This window comes from Nocardioides donggukensis (assembly GCF_014842875.1).
GTDB lineage: Bacteria > Actinomycetota > Actinomycetes > Propionibacteriales > Nocardioidaceae > Nocardioides > Nocardioides donggukensis.
Genome location: NZ_JACYXZ010000002.1, coordinates 486892 through 503249 on the forward strand (window position 1 = coordinate 486892; position 16358 = coordinate 503249).

The 16358-nt window shown below is 72.2% G+C and carries 13 protein-coding genes and 1 tRNA gene; 1 reads left to right on the forward strand and 13 read right to left on the reverse strand.

Annotation, left to right across the window (positions count from 1 at the left end; translation table 11 throughout):
- Nucleotides 1-59: 59 nt before the first annotated feature.
- Both IE331_RS16515 and IE331_RS08675 read right to left on the reverse strand, forming a co-directional pair.
- Entirely contained in the window at nucleotides 60-1379 is a 1320-nt protein-coding gene (locus IE331_RS16515) for an ABC transporter substrate-binding protein (protein ID WP_201931479.1), read from the reverse strand.
- 134 nt (nucleotides 1380-1513) lie between these two features.
- The gene (locus tag IE331_RS08675; protein WP_318646796.1) at nucleotides 1514-2119 is read right to left on the reverse strand and encodes an ANTAR domain-containing response regulator; all 606 of its coding nucleotides are present in this window, start codon (nucleotides 2117-2119) and stop codon (nucleotides 1514-1516) included.
- A gap of 72 nt (nucleotides 2120-2191) precedes the next feature.
- Here IE331_RS08675 and IE331_RS08680 point away from each other — a divergent pair.
- A tRNA-Leu gene (locus tag IE331_RS08680) sits at nucleotides 2192-2264 on the forward strand.
- A gap of 33 nt (nucleotides 2265-2297) precedes the next feature.
- Here the strand turns inward: IE331_RS08680 and pyk are convergent.
- The 11 genes from pyk to IE331_RS08735 all read right to left on the reverse strand — a co-directional run bounded on the left by pyk (nucleotide 2298) and on the right by IE331_RS08735 (nucleotide 16348).
- Nucleotides 2298-3746, reverse strand: a complete 1449-nt coding sequence (pyk, locus tag IE331_RS08685; RefSeq protein ID WP_192142561.1) for a pyruvate kinase — start codon at nucleotides 3744-3746, stop codon at nucleotides 2298-2300.
- A 34-nt stretch (nucleotides 3747-3780) separates the two neighbouring features.
- The gene (locus IE331_RS08690) at nucleotides 3781-5238 is read right to left on the reverse strand and encodes a glutamate synthase subunit beta (protein ID WP_192142563.1); all 1458 of its coding nucleotides are present in this window, start codon (nucleotides 5236-5238) and stop codon (nucleotides 3781-3783) included.
- A 35-nt stretch (nucleotides 5239-5273) separates the two neighbouring features.
- Entirely contained in the window at nucleotides 5274-9806 is a 4533-nt protein-coding gene (gene gltB / locus IE331_RS08695) for a glutamate synthase large subunit (protein WP_201931481.1), read from the reverse strand.
- A gap of 182 nt (nucleotides 9807-9988) precedes the next feature.
- Nucleotides 9989-10933 (reverse strand): metallophosphoesterase family protein, encoded by a 945-nt coding sequence (locus IE331_RS08700; protein WP_192142567.1) that lies wholly within the window; start codon nucleotides 10931-10933, stop codon nucleotides 9989-9991.
- A 47-nt stretch (nucleotides 10934-10980) separates the two neighbouring features.
- Nucleotides 10981-11688 (reverse strand): VIT1/CCC1 transporter family protein, encoded by a 708-nt coding sequence (locus IE331_RS08705; protein ID WP_192142568.1) that lies wholly within the window; start codon nucleotides 11686-11688, stop codon nucleotides 10981-10983.
- The gene (lgt, locus tag IE331_RS08710) at nucleotides 11669-12667 is read right to left on the reverse strand and encodes a prolipoprotein diacylglyceryl transferase (RefSeq protein ID WP_192142569.1); all 999 of its coding nucleotides are present in this window, start codon (nucleotides 12665-12667) and stop codon (nucleotides 11669-11671) included. Before lgt ends, IE331_RS08705 begins: the two co-directional genes overlap by 20 nt.
- A complete protein-coding gene (locus tag IE331_RS08715; protein WP_201931482.1) occupies nucleotides 12664-13302 on the reverse strand; it encodes an SCO family protein in 639 nt (212 codons plus the stop codon). The genes lgt and IE331_RS08715 overlap by 4 nt, the downstream gene beginning before the upstream one ends.
- A complete protein-coding gene (gene trpA / locus IE331_RS08720; RefSeq protein WP_192142570.1) occupies nucleotides 13295-14092 on the reverse strand; it encodes a tryptophan synthase subunit alpha in 798 nt (265 codons plus the stop codon). Before trpA ends, IE331_RS08715 begins: the two co-directional genes overlap by 8 nt.
- Complete coding sequence (gene trpB, locus IE331_RS08725) at nucleotides 14089-15330, reverse strand: tryptophan synthase subunit beta (RefSeq protein ID WP_192142571.1); 1242 nt, start codon at nucleotides 15328-15330, stop codon at nucleotides 14089-14091. Before trpB ends, trpA begins: the two co-directional genes overlap by 4 nt.
- Nucleotides 15327-16115, reverse strand: a complete 789-nt coding sequence (gene trpC / locus IE331_RS08730; protein ID WP_192142572.1) for an indole-3-glycerol phosphate synthase TrpC — start codon at nucleotides 16113-16115, stop codon at nucleotides 15327-15329. Before trpC ends, trpB begins: the two co-directional genes overlap by 4 nt.
- Before the next feature lie 35 nt (nucleotides 16116-16150).
- Nucleotides 16151-16348 carry an HGxxPAAW family protein gene (locus IE331_RS08735; protein ID WP_192142573.1) on the reverse strand — a complete coding sequence of 66 codons (198 nt, stop codon included), beginning with the start codon at nucleotides 16346-16348 and terminating at the stop codon, nucleotides 16151-16153.
- Between the last annotated feature and the right edge of the window lie 10 nt (nucleotides 16349-16358).

Genomic DNA, 16358 nt, shown 5'->3' on the forward strand with positions numbered 1-16358 from the left:
CACGAAGGCCCCCCGGGAGATCCCGGGGGGCCTGCGTGTCGAGCCTCAGACGGTGTGGGTCACTTCTGACCCAGGCCCGCCTCGATGAGCTCGGGGACGATCTTCTTCGTCTCGTCGAACGCGATCAGGACGACCGCGTCGGGGTCCTGACCAGCGATCTCGCTGACCTCGGCGCTGTAGCTGGCAGCGTTGGGGTCGTAGAGCTGGGTCGAGACCACGGTGCCGCCCGACTCCTCGAAGAACTTCGTGACGTTCTCCGCCAGGGCCTCACCGTAGGAGTCCTGACGCACCAGCAGCGCGACGTTGTCGTAGCCGTCACCGAGCACCAGGTTGGCCATGACCGAACCCTGCATGACGTCCGACGGGGCGGTCCGGAAGTACAGACCGTTGTCGGCGTAGGTGTCGAACGCGGTCGAGGTGTTCGCCGGCGAGAAGTGCACGACGCCGGCGCCCGTGATCCGGTCGATCACGCTGAGCGACACCGAGGACGACGCAGCACCGATGATGGCGTCGGCGCCACCGCGGAGCAGCTTGTCGGTCTCGGACGGCGCGATGTTCGGCGTACCGTCACCGGAGTCGGCCTTGACCTGCTTGACCGGCTTGCCGAGGACACCGCCGGCCTCGTTGATCTCCTGGACGGCGAGGTCGACACCCGCGAACTCCGGGGGCCCGAGGAACGCGAGGTCACCGCTCTGCGGCAGCAGGGTGCCGATCGTCAGCACGCCGTCGCCCTTGGGGACCTTGCCGGAGACCAGCTGGTTGGGCTTGACGCCCTCGGCCGGCGGGATCTCCTCCTCGATGTAGTCCTCGGCGGAGTAGGTGTTGTCGTCGCCGTACTGGTAGATGCCGATGGTCGCCTCGGCCGGGCTGCCGGTCTCGTTCAGCGACAGCGGACCCGAGGGACCGTCGTAGTCGATGTCCTGACCGTCGGCGAGCAGGTCCGAGCAGGACTTGAAGTCCGTGCACTGCTCGCCGTCCTTGGTGACCCCGGGGATCTCCTTGGCGATGGCCTTGCCCGAGTCGTTCTTCGCCGCGACCGCCGCGAGGGCGGTCACCATGACGGCGTCGTAGGACTCCTGGCCGTAGGTGAAGTCCTTCAGCTTGGGGTCGACCCCGAGCAGCCGGTCACGGAAGTCGTCCGCGATCTCGGGACCGGGGTAGGTGGCCCGGACGCCCTCGAGGGTGCCGGGGTCGAAGTCTGCGGAGTAGTCGGCGGTGTTGCCGTCGACGAAGTAGAGCTGCACGCCGCTCGCGTCGTCGCCCCCACCTCCGCCACCGGTGCTACTGCCGCCATCGTCGTCACTGCCGCAGCTGGCGAGGACCATCGAGGCGGCCATGGCGGCCACCCCGAGCTTCGCGATCTTGTTTGGGCGGAACATCAAACCTCCGGGGTTTTCAGGACAGTTCACGGCGGCACACCACCACCGGCCCCCCGAAACTAACGCCTCCGGACGGCGCCGCACCCGCGCACGCCACGACGTTGTCAAGTTGTGACCTGGACCATAGGGCCGGTCTAGCCAGCGGGCTGCCCCGGGCCGTGCTCCACGACCCCGTCCGCGACCTGACGCATGGACAGACGCAGGTCCATCGCGGTCTTCTGGATCCACCGGAACGCGTCCGGCTCGCTGAGTCCCAGGTCCTTCTGGAGCACGCCCTTGGCCCGGTCGACGGCCTTGCGGGTCGCCAGCCGCTCCGCGAGGTCCGCGACCTCCTGCTCCAGTGCGTGCAGCTCGGTGAACCGGCTCACGGCCATCTCGATGGCCGGCACCAGGTCGGTGCGGGTGAAGGGCTTGACGAGGTACGCCATCGCGCCGGCGTCACGGGCCCGCTCCACGAGCTCCCGCTGGGAGAAGGCGGTCAGGATGACCACGGGAGCGATGCGCTGCTCGGCGATCCGCTCGGCGGCCGTGATGCCGTCCAGCCGGGGCATCTTCACGTCCAGGATCACCAGGTCCGGCGCCAGCTCCTCCGCCAGGGCGATCGCCTGCTCGCCGTCGGCGGCCTGGCCCACGACGTCGTACCCCTCCTCGCCGAGCATCTCGGCGAGGTCCATGCGGATCAGTGCCTCGTCCTCGGCGATGACGACGCGACGGGTCGTGGGGCTGGCTGCTGCTGTCACGCGCACAGACTAGGGCTGCGGGTCAGGCTGGTGAAATCCGGCGACCCGGGTTGGGTAGCCTGTGCGGGCCCGGCCCCGGTAGTCCAACGGCAGAGACAGTGGTCTCAAACACCATCCAGTGTGGGTTCGAATCCCACCCGGGGCACGTCCGCGCCCGGTCAGGCGACCGCGGGACCCGTCAGCGGGTGCGGCGGTAGGCCGGCGCGACCTCGTTGATCGCGTCGCCGATCCGGTGGATCCGCAGCGCGTTGGTCGAGCCCGGGATGCCCGGCGGGCTGCCGGCGATGATCACGACCAGCTCGCCCTGCTTGACCCGGCCGATCGTCAGCAGCGCCTCGTCGACCTGGCGGACCATCTCGTCGGTGTGCTCCACCGGGTCGGTCTTGAACGTCTCCACGCCCCACGTCAGCGCGAGCTGGGAGCGCACCCTGACCTCCGGCGTGAACGCCAGCACCGGGATCTGGCCGCGGTACCGCGAGAGCCGCTTCGCCGAGTCGCCGCTCTGGGTGAACGCCACCAGGTAGGACGCGCCGACCCGCTCACCGACCTCCGCGGCGGCCTTGGCGATGACCCCGCCCCGGGTGCGCGGGTCCCAGTCGATGGCCGCCATGTGCCGCAGGCCGTGGTCCTCGGCCGAGGAGAGGATCCGGGCCATCGTCTCGACCGTGGTGACCGGATACTCCCCCACGCTGGTCTCCCCCGACAGCATCACCGCGTCCGCGCCGTCGAGCACCGCGTTCGCGACGTCCGAGGCCTCGGCCCGGGTCGGCGCGGGGGCCGAGATCATGGACTCCAGCATCTGCGTCGCCACGATGACCGGCTTCGCGTTGCGGCGGGCCTTGTCGATGACCGCCTTCTGGAGGAAGGGCACCTCCTCGAGCGGGCACTCCACGCCGAGGTCGCCCCGGGCGACCATGAAGCCGTCGAAGGCGTCGATGATCTCGTCGAGGTTCTCGATGGCCTGGGGCTTCTCGATCTTCGCGATCACCGGCACGTGCACGCCGACCTCGTCCATGACCGCGCGGACGTCGTCGACGTCGGCGGCGGACCGGACGAAGGACAGGGCGATGAAGTCGACGCTGAGCGAGAGCGCGAAACGGAGGTCCTCCACGTCCTTCTCGGACATCGCGGGCACGGACACCGCGACGCCGGGCAGGTTGAGCCCCTTGTGGTCGCTCACCTCTCCCCCCGTCACCACCTCGGTGTGCACGTCGGTGTCCTCCACCGAGGTGACCCGGAGCCGGATCTTGCCGTCGTTCACGAGGATCGGGTCACCCTCGGCCACGTCGCCCGGCAGCCCGGCGTACGTCGTGGAGCAGGCCTTCGCGTCCCCGGGGACGTCGCGGGTGGTGATCACGAAGGGGTCGCCCGCGTGGATCTCGACCGGGCCCTCGGGGAAGGTGCCGAGCCGGATCTTGGGGCCCTGCAGGTCCGCGAAGATGCCCACACCGTGGCCCGACCCGTCCGCGGCCGCGCGCACGTTGCGGTACGCCGCGGCGTGCTGGGCGTGGGTGCCGTGGCTCATGTTCATCCGGGCCACGTCCATGCCCGCCTCGACGAGCTCCCGGATCGCCTCCGGGGTCGAGGTGGCAGGGCCGAGGGTGCAGACGATCTTCGCTCTTCTCACGAGTGAAACCCTATCGGGGCCGGTCAGGCCCGACTCAGACGACCAGGGGCCGTTCGGTGGGTGGGATCGGCGCCGGCAGGGCCGTCGACCCGGTGAGGTAGGTGTCCACCGCGGCGGCGGCGGCCCGACCCTCCGCGATCGCCCAGACGATGAGCGACTGACCGCGGCCGGCGTCGCCGGCCACGAAGACGCCGTCCACCGACGAGGCGTAGGAGTCGTCGCGCGCGACGTTGCCGCGCTCGTCGAGCTCCACGCCCAGCTGGTCGACCAGGCCCTCCCGCTCGGGACCCGTGAAGCCCATGGCCAGCAGGACCAGCTCGGCCGGGATCTCCCGCTCGGTGCCCTCGACCGGCTGGAAGTCGCCGTCCACCTCGACCAGGCTCAGGGCCCGGACCCGACCGTGCTCGTCGCCGAGGAACTCCCGGGTCGAGGTCGCGTAGACCCGGTCCCCGGCCTCCTCGTGCGCCGAGGAGACCCGGAAGAGCATCGGGTACGTCGGCCACGGCTGGCCGGCCGGCCGCACCTCGCCCGGCTGCGGCATGATCTCGAGCTGGGTGATCGACGCCGCACCCTGTCGCGTGGAGGTGCCGAGGCAGTCCGCCCCGGTGTCGCCACCACCGATGATGACGACGTGCTTGCCCTCGGCGGTGATCTGCTCCTCGACGGTCTCGCCGAGCGCGACCCGGTTCGCCTGCGGGAGGAAGTCCATCGCCTGGTGGATGCCCTCGAGCTCGCGCCCGGGGACCGACAGGTCCCGTCCGACCGTGGAGCCCATCGCCAGCACGATCGCGTCGTACCGGTCGCGCAGGGCCTCGGCGGTGAGCTCGGACCCGACGTCGATGCCGGCGCGGAAGACGGTGCCCTCGCGCTTCATCTGGTCCATCCGGCGGTCGAGGTGGCGCTTCTCCATCTTGAACTCGGGGATGCCGTAGCGCAGCAGGCCACCGATCTTGTCGGCCCGCTCGTAGACCGCGACCGTGTGCCCGGCCCTGGTCAGCTGCTGGGCGGCGGCCAGGCCGGCCGGTCCGGAGCCGATCACCGCGACGGTGCGACCCGAGAGCCACTCCGGCGGCTGCGGTCGCACGTAGCCGGACTCCCAGGCCCGGTCGATGATCGCGACCTCGACGTTCTTGATCGTCACCGGGTCCTGGTTGATCCCCAGCACGCACGAGGTCTCGCACGGGGCCGGGCACAGGCGACCGGTGAACTCCGGGAAGTTGTTCGTGGCGTGCAGCCGCTCGATCGCGCCCTGCCAGTCGTCACGCCAGACGAGGTCGTTCCACTCGGGGATGATGTTGCCCAGCGGGCAGCCCTGGTGGCAGAACGGGATGCCGCAGTCCATGCACCGGCCGGCCTGCTTGCTGATGATCGGCAGCAGGGCGCGTCCGATGCCGTCGGGGTAGACCTCGTTCCAGTCGTGGATCCGCTCCTCGACCGGGCGCCGCGGCGCGACCTCGCGCCCGTCCTTCAGGAATCCCTTGGGGTCAGCCATGACTGGCTCCTTCCAGGTTGGTGCCGGGAGTGCGCTCAGCCATGGAGCACCTCCATGATCCGGGCGGCGGCCTGGTCCTCGTCGAGCCCTTCGGCAAGGGCGGCCTCACGGGCCTCGAGGACCCGGCGGAAGTCGCGCGGCATGACCTGGGTGAACCGGGGCAGGGCCGCGTCCCAGTCGGCGAGCAGGGACTCGGCGACCGTCGAGCCGGTCTCCTCCGCGTGCCGGCGGACCAGGTCCTGAAGCTCCTCGGCGGCCGTGTCGTCGAGCGGCGTCAGGTCGACCAGCTCCGGGTTCACCCGCTGCTCGTCGAGGTCCAGCACCAGCGCGTAGCCACCGGACATGCCGGCCGCGAAGTTCCGGCCGGTCGGGCCGAGGACCACCACGCGGCCACCGGTCATGTACTCGCACCCGTGGTCGCCGACCCCCTCGACGACGGCGCTCGCTCCGGAGTTGCGCACGCAGAAGCGCTCCCCGGCCTGGCCGCGCAGGAAGATCTCGCCGGACGTGGCGCCGTAGGCGATGGTGTTGCCGGCGATGATCTGCGCCGAGGCGTCGAACGTCGCGGACCGGTCGGGGCGGACCACGATCCGGCCACCGGAGAGCCCCTTGCCGACGTAGTCGTTGGCGTCGCCCTCGAGCCGGAGCGTGATGCCCGGCGGGAGGAAGGCCCCGAACGACTGGCCGGCCGAGCCGGTGAAGGTGATCTCGATCGTGCCGTCGGGCAACCCCTCGGCGCGGTGCCGCTTGGTGACCTCGTGGCCCAGGATCGTGCCGACGGTGCGGTTGACGTTGCGCACCTCGAGCTGGGCGCGCACGGGCTCACCGCGCTCGAGGGCCGGCTCCGCGAGCCGGACCAGCTCGTTGTCCAGGGCCTTGTCGAGGCCGTGGTCCTGGCCGGTCGTGTTCCGCAGCGCGGCACCCTCGGGCAGCGTCGGCTGGTGCAGCACCGGGGAGAGGTCCAGGCCGGCGGCCTTCCAGTGGTCGACCGCCCGCTCGACGTCCAGGGCCTCGACGTGGCCGATCGCCTCGTCGAGGGTGCGGAAGCCGAGCTCGGCCAGCAGCTCGCGGACCTCCTCGGCGACGAACTCGAAGAAGTTCACGACGTGCTCGGCCTTGCCGGCGTACCGCTCGCGCAGGACCGGGTTCTGGGTCGCCACCCCCACCGGGCAGGTGTCGAGGTGGCAGACCCGCATCATGATGCAGCCGGAGACGACCAGGGGGGCCGTGGCGAAGCCGTACTCCTCCGCCCCGAGCAGCGCCGCGATCAGCACGTCGCGCCCGGTCTTGAGCTGGCCGTCGGTCTGGACGACGATCCGGTCCCGCAGCCCGTTCAGGAGCAGCGTCTGCTGGGTCTCGGCGAGGCCGAGCTCCCAGGGACCGCCGGCGTGCTTGAGCGACGTGAGCGGCGAGGCGCCCGTGCCACCGTCGTGCCCGGAGATCAGGACGACGTCCGCGTGAGCCTTGGAGACCCCCGCGGCCACCGTGCCGACGCCCACCTCGGCGACCAGCTTGACGTGGATCCGGGCCTGGGGGTTGGCGTTCTTCAGGTCGTGGATGAGCTGGGCGAGGTCCTCGATCGAGTAGATGTCGTGGTGCGGCGGCGGCGAGATCAGCCCCACGCCGGGCGTGCTGTGCCGGGTCTTGGCGACCCAGGGGTACACCTTGTGGCCCGGGAGCTGTCCACCCTCGCCGGGCTTGGCGCCCTGCGCCATCTTGATCTGGATGTCGTCGGCGTTGGTGAGGTACTCCGAGGTGACGCCGAACCGGCCCGAGGCGACCTGCTTGATCGACGAGCGTCGCTCCGGGTCGTAGAGGCGGTCGGCGTCCTCGCCGCCCTCTCCGGTGTTGGACTTCCCGCCGAGGCGGTTCATGGCCACCGCGAGCGTCTCGTGCGCCTCCTTGCTGATGGAGCCGTACGACATCGCGCCGGTCGAGAACCGCTTGACGATCTCGGAGACCGGCTCGACCTCCTCGAGCGGCACGGGGGTCCGGCCGCCGGACTCGGCGTCCTTGAAGCGGAACAGCCCGCGCAGCGTCATCAGCCGGGCCGACTGCTCGTCGACGCGGGAGGTGTACTGCTTGAACACGTCGTAGCGTCCGCTGCGGGTCGCGTGCTGCAGCCGGAAGACGGTCTCGGGGTCGAACAGGTGCGGCTCGCCCTCGCGGCGCCACTGGTACTCCCCGCCGATGGACAGCTCGCGGTGCGCGGGGGCGATGCCGCCGCGCGGGTACGCCGTCCGGTGCCGGCGGGCGACCTCCTCGGCGATCACGTCGAGGTCGACCCCGCCGAGCTTCGACGTGGTGCCGCTGAAGTAGCGGTCCACGACCGACTGCGACAGTCCGACCGCCTCGAAGATCTGGGCGCCGGTGTAGGAGGCGACCGTGGAGACGCCCATCTTCGACATCACCTTGAGCACGCCCTTGCCGAGCGAGCGGACCAGGTTGCCGACGGCCACCTCGGGCTCGGCGCTGACGTAGAACCCCTCGCGGGCCAGGTCCTCCACGGACTCCATGGCGAGGTACGGGTTGACCGCGGCCGCGCCGTACCCCACCAGCAGGGCCACGTGGTGGACCTCGCGGACGTCGCCGGCCTCGACCAGCAGGCCCACCTGGGTGCGGGTCTTCTCGCGGACCAGGTGGTGGTGGACGGCACCGGTGAGCAGCAGGGACGGGATCGGCGCCAGCTCGGCCGTGGAGTGCCGGTCGGAGAGCACGATGATCCGCGCCCCGTCGGCGATCGCCTCGGACACCTCGACGCAGATCTCGTCGATGCGCCGGGCCATGGCCTCGCCGCCGCCCTCGACGTCGTACAGGCCGCGGGAGACGTGGGTGATGAAGCCGGGCATGTCGCCGTCGCGGTTGATGTGCCGGATCTTCGCCAGGTCGTCGTTGTCGATGACCGGGAACGGCAGCACCACCTGGCGGCAGGCCGCCGGCGTCGGCTCCAGCAGGTTCGCCTCGGGGCCGATCGCGCCCTGCAGCGAGGTGACCAGCTCCTCCCGGATCGCGTCCAGCGGCGGGTTCGTCACCTGCGCGAACAGCTGCGCGAAGTAGTCGAAGAGCATCCGCGGCTTCTCCGAGAGGGCCGCGATCGGGGTGTCGGTGCCCATCGAGCCGATCGGCTCGGCGCCGCTGTTGGCCATCGGCGTCAGCAGCACCCGCAGCTCCTCCTCGGTGTAGCCGAAGATCTGCTGGCGCCGCGTGACCGAGGCGTGCGTGTGCACGATGTGCTCGCGCTGGGGCAGGTCGTCGAGGTGGATCATGCCGGCGTGCAGCCACTCGTCGTACGGGTGCTCGGCGGCCAGCTCGGCCTTGATCTCCTCGTCCTCGATGATCCGGTGCTCCTCGGTGTCGACGAGGAACATGCGGCCCGGCTGGAGCCGGCCCTTGCGGACCACCGTGGCCGGGTCGAGGTCGAGCACGCCGACCTCGGAGGCCAGCACGACCAGGCCGTCGTCGGTGACCCAGTAGCGGGAGGGGCGCAGGCCGTTGCGGTCCAGCACCGCGCCGACCTGGGTGCCGTCGGTGAAGACGACGCAGGCGGGGCCGTCCCAGGGCTCCATCATCGTGGAGTGGAACTCGTAGAAGGCCCGGCGCTTCCGGTCCATCTCGGCGTGGTTCTCCCACGCCTCGGGGATCATCATGAGCACCGAGTGCGGCAGCGAGCGGCCGCCCATGTGCAGCAGCTCGAGCACCTCGTCGAAGGAGGCCGAGTCGGAGGCGCCGGTGGTGCAGATCGGGTAGAGCCGCTCGAGGTCGCCGGGGATCACCTCGGAGGCCAGCAGGGCCTCCCGGGCCCGCATCCAGTTGCGGTTGCCCATGACGGTGTTGATCTCGCCGTTGTGGGCGATGAAGCGGAACGGGTGCGAGAGCGGCCAGCTCGGGAAGGTGTTGGTGGAGAACCGGGAGTGGACCACCGCGATCGCCGAGGCGACCCGCTCGTCGACCAGGTCCGGGAAGACCTGGTCGAGCTGCTCGGTGGTGAGCATCCCCTTGTAGGCCAGGGTCCGCGAGGACAGCGACGGGAAGTAGACGTCGGTCTCCCGCTCCGCGCGGCGTCGCAGGCAGAACGCCACCCGCTCCAGGGCCATGCCGGCGATCCGCTGGGCGGCACCGGCCACGAACAGCTGGGCGAACGCGGGCATCACCGAGAGCGCCGTGGCACCGAGCGTGGTCGGGTCCGTGGGCACCTCGCGCCAGCCGAGGACCGCGAGGCCCTCCTCCGCGGCGATCTGCTCGATCTGCTTGCGGGTCTTGGCGACCTGCTCGGCGTCACCGGGGAGGAACGCGGTGCCGACGGCGTAGGAGCCCTGTGCCGGCAGGTCGAAGTCGACCTCGTCGCGCAGGAACGCGTCCGGCACCTGCATGAGGATGCCGGCGCCGTCGCCGGAGTTCGGCTCGGCACCCGCAGCGCCGCGGTGCTCGAGGTTGCGCAGGGCGGTGAGGGCCTTCGACACGATGTCGTGGCTGGGGACGCCGGTCAGGGTCCCGACGAAGGCGACACCGCACGCGTCGTGCTCGTGCTCGCCGTCGTAGAGCCCTTGGGGCGGCGGGAATGCGTGCATGGGCATTCTCCCGTCGTCGTCTGCGTCGGCCCCGGCGTCCGGGATCGACGAACTGGCAGTGTGGAACGTGATCTGCTGGGGACGACATTGGCCCTGGCGGAAGGGTCACCCTAGCACCCCGCGAGGGTCCGGGCCGAGGGTCGACCACCGGGTGGAGCGACCCCACAGGGGGTCGGAACGGGTCAGACGCAGTCGCGACGGCCCCGGTCGCGCACCTCGCCGTCGACGGTGCGGAACCGCCAGCGGTAGCCGCCCTCCATGAGGGCCAGCACCAGGACTCCCGGCTGGCCGGCGTAGAAGCGCTGCGAGCCCGGCGCGGTCGCCCCGCGGCGGTACTGCGACTTGCCGCCGAGGCCCGAGACGAAGGAGCTGATCCCCCGCCCGGGCCGCCGGTCGCCGGCACCGTTCAGGGCGGCGAACCGCTCGTAGTCGTGGTCGTGACCGGCCAGCGCCACGTCGAGCCGGTGCCGGTAGGCGACCCGCCAGAAGCGGCGCATGGACGGGTCGCTGCCGTGCGCCCTGCCGGAGGAGTAGCGCGGGTGGTGCATCGCCATCAGACGGCACCTGCCGGGGTTCTGCTCGAGGTCGCGCTCCAGCCACCGGACCTGGCGCTTGCAGTTGACGGCCCCGCAGTTGGAGTTCAGGGAGTAGACCCGCCAGCTGCCCGCGTCCCACGCGCCGTACCCGGGTGCCTCGGTCCCGAAGTAGCGGTAGAAGCCTCGGGCCTCCTCGGTGTAGTACTCGTGGTTGCCCGGGACCGGGTGGGTGATCGCCTTCAGCCGACCCCACGACTCGTCGTAGGAGCGCCGGAAGGCCCGCAGCCGTCCCTTCTCGTACTGCAGGTCGCCCAGCGCGATGACGTGGTCCGGGGAGAGGTCCCGGGCCAGCCGGGCGGTCTGCCGGTGCCGGCAGGTGGTGGCGGTCTGCTGCCGGTCCGGTGGGCAGGCGATGTCGCCGACCGCCACGACCCGCACCGGGTCCTCTGCCGCCACCGACCCGGCGGCCAGGCCGACGGTGGCCTGCTGGCCCGGGGTGCGGTCCCCCCGGCCGGGGTCGCCCTGCGAGCAGGCGGAGGCGAGCACGAGCATGGCGGCCACGGTGGCCAGGGTCCGAGAGGGGCGTCTCATGGCGCAGACCCTAACCGCCCGGTGCGGCCCGGGTGGGCGGAACCGGGTCAGCCCAGGCCCGCGCCGACGCCCAGGCCCACGGCGTAGGTGATCACGAACGCGGCCAGGCCGAGCAGCATCTGCCGGAACCCGCCGTACCACCAGGAGCGGCTGGTCACCCGCGTGACCAGCGCCCCGCAGGCGAACAGCGCGAGGAGCGTCAGCACCATCGCCGGGGCCAGCCCGAAGCCCAGCAGGTAGGGCAGCACCGGCACGAAGGCGCCCACGGCGAAGGCGGCGAACGACGAGAGCGCGGCCACCATCGGTGAGGCGAGGTCGTCGGGGTCGATCCCGAACTCCTCCATGGCATGCACCGCGACGGCGTTGTCGATGTCGCGGTGGATCTGCTCGGCCACCTCGCTCGCGGTCTCCGGCTCGATGCCCTTGTCCGTGAGCATCGCCGCCAGCTCGGCGGTCTCCCCGACCGGGTTGGCGAGGATCTCCCGGCGCTCCTTCGCGACCTCGAACTCGGCCGCCTCGGACTGGCTGGCGACGGAGGTGTACTCCCCCACGGCCATCGAGAAGGCGCCGGCGGCGAGGCCCGCGAACCCGGCGAGCACCACCGAGGAGCTGTCGGTGGCGGCGCGGGTGCCGCCGGCGACGCCGGCGATCAGCGCGGCGTTGGAGACCAGCCCGTCCATCGCCCCGAAGACGGCGGGGCGGAGCCAGCCGCCGGTGACGTCGGCGTGCTCGTGGTCAACGTCCAGGTCGGCCATCGCCGTCCCCCTCGCTCCCGGTCGGGCCGTTCGGGCGGCCGGCGGTCTCGCCGGTGCCCACCTCGGCACCCTCGTCGCTCTCGTCGCTCTCGTCGGTCGACTCCTCGGCGTCCGGCCCTGCGTTCCCCGTCGGCGCCGGGCCCTCGCCGGGCCGGAACACCGACTCCTCGCGCCCCGGGTGCCGCCGGGCGGAGACCACGAAGTACGCCGCGGCGGCGAGGAACAGGATGATCGAGGTCCACGCGTTGAGCCGGAGCCCGAGCACGTCGTCGAGCTGCACGTCGTCGATCCGGAGCAGCTCGATCCAGCCCCGGCCGAGGGTGTAGAGCATGACGTAGAGCGCCAGCACCCGCCCGTGGCCGAGCCGGAACCGCCGGTCCGCCCAGATCAGCACCCCGAAGGCCGCGAGCGCCCACAGCGACTCGTAGAGGAACGTCGGGTGGAAGGTCTCGGCGTCCAGGTAGCCCGGGGGCCGGTTCTCGGCGTCGATCTCGAGCGCCCAGGGCAGGTCCGTGGGACGGCCGAACAGCTCCTGGTTGAACCAGTTGCCCCAGCGGCCGAACGCCTGAGCGACCAGGACGCCCGGCGCCAGGGTGTCCAGCACCGGTCGGATGCTCAGACCCATGCGACGGGCACCGATCATCGCCCCGACCGCGCCCAGGGCGATCGCACCCCAGATGCCCAGGCCGCCGCGCCACACGTAGAGCGCCGTGATCGGGTCCTGGCCGTCGCCGAAGTAGAGCTGCCAGTCGGTCGCCACGTGGTAGATCCGGGCACCGACCAGGCCGAACGGGATCGCCCAGATCGCGAGGTCCGACATCTGTCCGGCGGTGCCGCCGCGGGCCACCCACCGCCGCTCGCCGATCCAGATCGCGGCGACGACGCCGGCGATGATGCACAGGGCGTAGGCGCGCAGCGGCAGGGGGCCGAGCTCCCAGACCCCGTTCGCGGGGCTGGGGATCGACAGCAGCGTGGTCACGGAGAGTCCTCCAGGATCGTGGTGATGTCCGCGGCGAACTGGGCGGCCGAGGTCTCCTTGCCCCACAGGACCGGGATCTCGTCGTCGCCGTCGATCGCGAAGACCCGGTCGGTGTGGGCGATGTCGAAGCCGCCGGACGGCAGCCGGTCCCCCTTGTCGATGAGGACGCCGATCTCCTCGCCGGCCTCGACGATCGTGCGCAGGTCGCCGGTCAGCCCCACGAAGGACGGGTCGAAGCGGTCGAGGTAGGACCGCAGCACCGTCGCGTCGTCCCGGGCCGGGTCCGTGGTCACGAACACCACGTCGACCTGGTCCCGCGCCGCGTCGTCCAGGCGGGTCAGGGCGGAGGCGATGTTGGACATCACGATCTGGCAGATGTCCGGGCAGTGGGTGTAGCCGAAGAACAGCAGCGTCAGCGGCCGGTCCGTCTGGGCGGCCAGCGAGTACGGCTCACCCTCGGTGTCGACGAGCTCGGCGGCCGGTGCCTGGAACGGGTTGCCGATGGTGGTGCCGCTGAGCCCGCCGCCGGAGGCGTTCGTCGCCTGCCCGGTCGGGGCGGCGGCGCAGCCGGCGACCAGGACGACCCCCGCGGCGGCGGCGGCCAGGGCGGCGACGCTGCGCCGGCGCTCAGCCACGACGCACCCCCGCGGCCAGGTCGCGGGTCAGGTCGCCCAGGGCGGCCAGGCCGGCGCGGCGGTCGCTGCCGGCGTCGAGCAGCGTCCGCACGAACGCCGAGCCGACGATGACACCGTCCGCGTACGCCGCGACCTCGGCCGCCTGCGCGCCGTCGGACACGCCGAGGCCCACGCCCACGGGCAGGTCGGTCGCCGCCCGGGTGCGGGCCACCAGCGGTCCGGCCAGGTCCGAGGTGGTGGTCCTCGCCCCGGTCACCCCCATCACGGCGGTCGCGTAGACGAACCCCCGGCAGGCCGCCGTCGTCATCGCGATCCGGGCCTCGGTGGACGACGGCGCGACCAGGAAGACCTTGTCGAGGTCGTGCGCGTCCGCGGCAGCGATCCAGTCCGCGGCCGAGTCCGGGGTCAGGTCGGGGGTGATCAGGCCCGCGCCGCCGGCGCTGGCGAGGTCCGCGGCGAACCGCTCGACGCCGTACCGCTCGACCGGGTTCCAGTAGGTCATCACGAGGGTGGGCACGCCCAGCGAGGCGACCGCCTCGACCGTGCGCAGCACGTCGCGGGTGCGCACGCCGCCCTCGAGCGCCTGCTGGGCCGCGGCCTGGATCGTCGGGCCGTCCATCACCGGGTCGCTGTAGGGCAGCCCGACCTCGACCACGTCGACACCGGCCTCGACCATCGTGCGCAGCGCCTCGACGCCACCGTCGACGTCGGGGAAGCCGGCCGGCAGGTAGCCGACCAGGGCGGCGCGGCCCTCCTCGCGGCACCGGTCGAACGCGGCGCGCACGCTCATCGGGCGTCTTCCTCGGGAGCCGCCTGCGGGGCCGCGGTCTCGCCCAGGCCGAACCACTCCATCGCGGTGCCCATGTCCTTGTCGCCGCGCCCGGACAGGTTGACCAGGATCGTCGCGTCGGGGCCCTTCGTCTCGCGCAGCCCCTCGGCCAGGCGCAGAGCCCCGGCGACGGCGTGCGCCGACTCGATCGCCGGGATGATCCCCTCGGTCCGGCTCAGCAGCGCCATCGCGTCCATGGCCTCGGTGTCGGTCACCGGCTCGTAGGTGGCCCGGCCGGTGGCCGCGAGATGGGCGTGCTGCGGGCCCACCCCGGGGTAGTCCAGTCCCGCCGAGATCGAGTGCGACTCGATGGTCTGTCCGTCCTCGTCCTGCAGCACGTAGGTGCGGGCGCCGTGCAGGACCCCGCGGTCGCCGGCATGGATCGTGGCCGCGTGACGGGGGGTGTCGACACCCTCCCCGCCGGGCTCGTAGCCGTGGATCGCCACCGCCTCGTCGTCGAGGAAGGCGGTGAAGAGGCCGATGGCGTTGGAGCCCCCACCGACGCAGGCGGCCACGGCGTCGGGGAGCCGGCCGAACCGGTCGAGCACCTGCTGCCGCGCCTCGTCCCCGATCCCCCGGGTGAAGTCGCGCACCATGCTGGGGAACGGGTGCGGACCGGCCGCGGTGCCGAAGAGGTACGCCGTGTGGTCGACGCTGGCGACCCAGTCGCGCATGGCCTCGTTGATCGCGTCCTTGAGCGTCGCGCTCCCCGACTCGACGGGCACCACCGTGGCGCCCAGCAGGTTCATCCGCGCCACGTTCAGCGCCTGCCTCCGGGTGTCCACGGCGCCCATGTAGACGGTGCAGTCGAGCCCGAAGTAGGCGGCGGCGGTCGCGCTGGCCACACCGTGCTGGCCGGCGCCGGTCTCCGCGATCACGCGGTGCTTGCCCATGCGCCGGGTCAGCAGCGCCTGGCCGAGGACGTTGCGGATCTTGTGCGCGCCCGTGTGGTTGAGGTCCTCCCGCTTGAGCAGGATCCGCACCCCCACCTTCTCGCTGAGCCGCTGGGCCTCGTAGAGCGGGCTGGGGAGGCCGGCGTACTCACGGAGGATCGCCTCGAAGTCGGCGACGAAGCCGGGGTCGGCCATGGCGTCCCGCCAGGCCTCGGTGAGCTCGTCCAGGGCGGCGACCAGCGCCTCGGGCATGAACCGGCCACCGAAGTCGCCGAACCACCCGAGCTCGTCGGCGTCGTAGCTCATCGGGCGGCCCCGATCCCGGTCATCGCGCGGACCGCGGCGGCGGGGTCGCCGTCTCGCACCAGGGCCTCCCCGACCAGCACCACGTCGGCGCCCTCCTGGGCGAGGCGGCGGACGTCGTCGGGGCCGGTGACCCCGGACTCGGCGACCCTGACGCAGTCCGCGGGCAGCAGCGGGGCCAGCCGGCCGAACGTGCCCGGGTCGACCTCGAGGGTCTTGAGGTTCCGCGCGTTGACGCCGACCAGCTGTGCGCCGAGGTCCACCGCACGGCGGGCCTCCTCCGCGTCGTGCACCTCGACCAGCACGGTCAGGCCGAGCGCCCGGGCCTCGTCGTGCAGCGCGGTCAGCGTGGCCTGGTCGAGGGCCGCGACGATGAGCAGCACCAGGTCGGCCCCGGTCGCCCGGGCCTCGTGCAGCTGGTAGTCGGTCACCACGAAGTCCTTGCGCAGCAGGGGCACCTCGACGGCCGCCCGGACCGCCCGCAGGTCGGCCAGGCTGCCACCGAAGCGACGCTGCTCGGTGAGCACGCTGATCGCCGCGGCTCCCCCGTCGGCGTACGCCCGGGCGAGGGTGGCCGGGTCGGGGATGTCGGCGAGGTCGCCCTTGCTCGGGCTGCGCCGCTTGACCTCGGCGATCACGCTGGTCCCGGGCGCCCGGAAGGCGGGCATCGGGTCCCGCGGCGCGGGAGCGGCGTTGGCGAGCCGGCGCATCTCGTCGGGTCCGGTCGTCGCCTCGCGGTCAGCGAGGTCGAGCCGGACGCCGGCGACGATCTCGTCGAGCACGGACATGCGGACCTCCTCCGGGTACGTCGCGGACCCGGGGGTCAGCGGACGTCGCCCAGCCCCATCTTGGTCATGACCACGAACACGATCAGCGCCACCGGCAGCAGCGCGGCGCCCACCCAGAACATGGCCATGCTCACCGGCGACAGCATCAGGGCAATGCCGCCGACCACGAAGCCGGCCAGGGCGACGAAGACCGCCGACCAGGCTGCGGGGGTGTTGCCGTGGTTGTCGGACATGGGGGCTCCT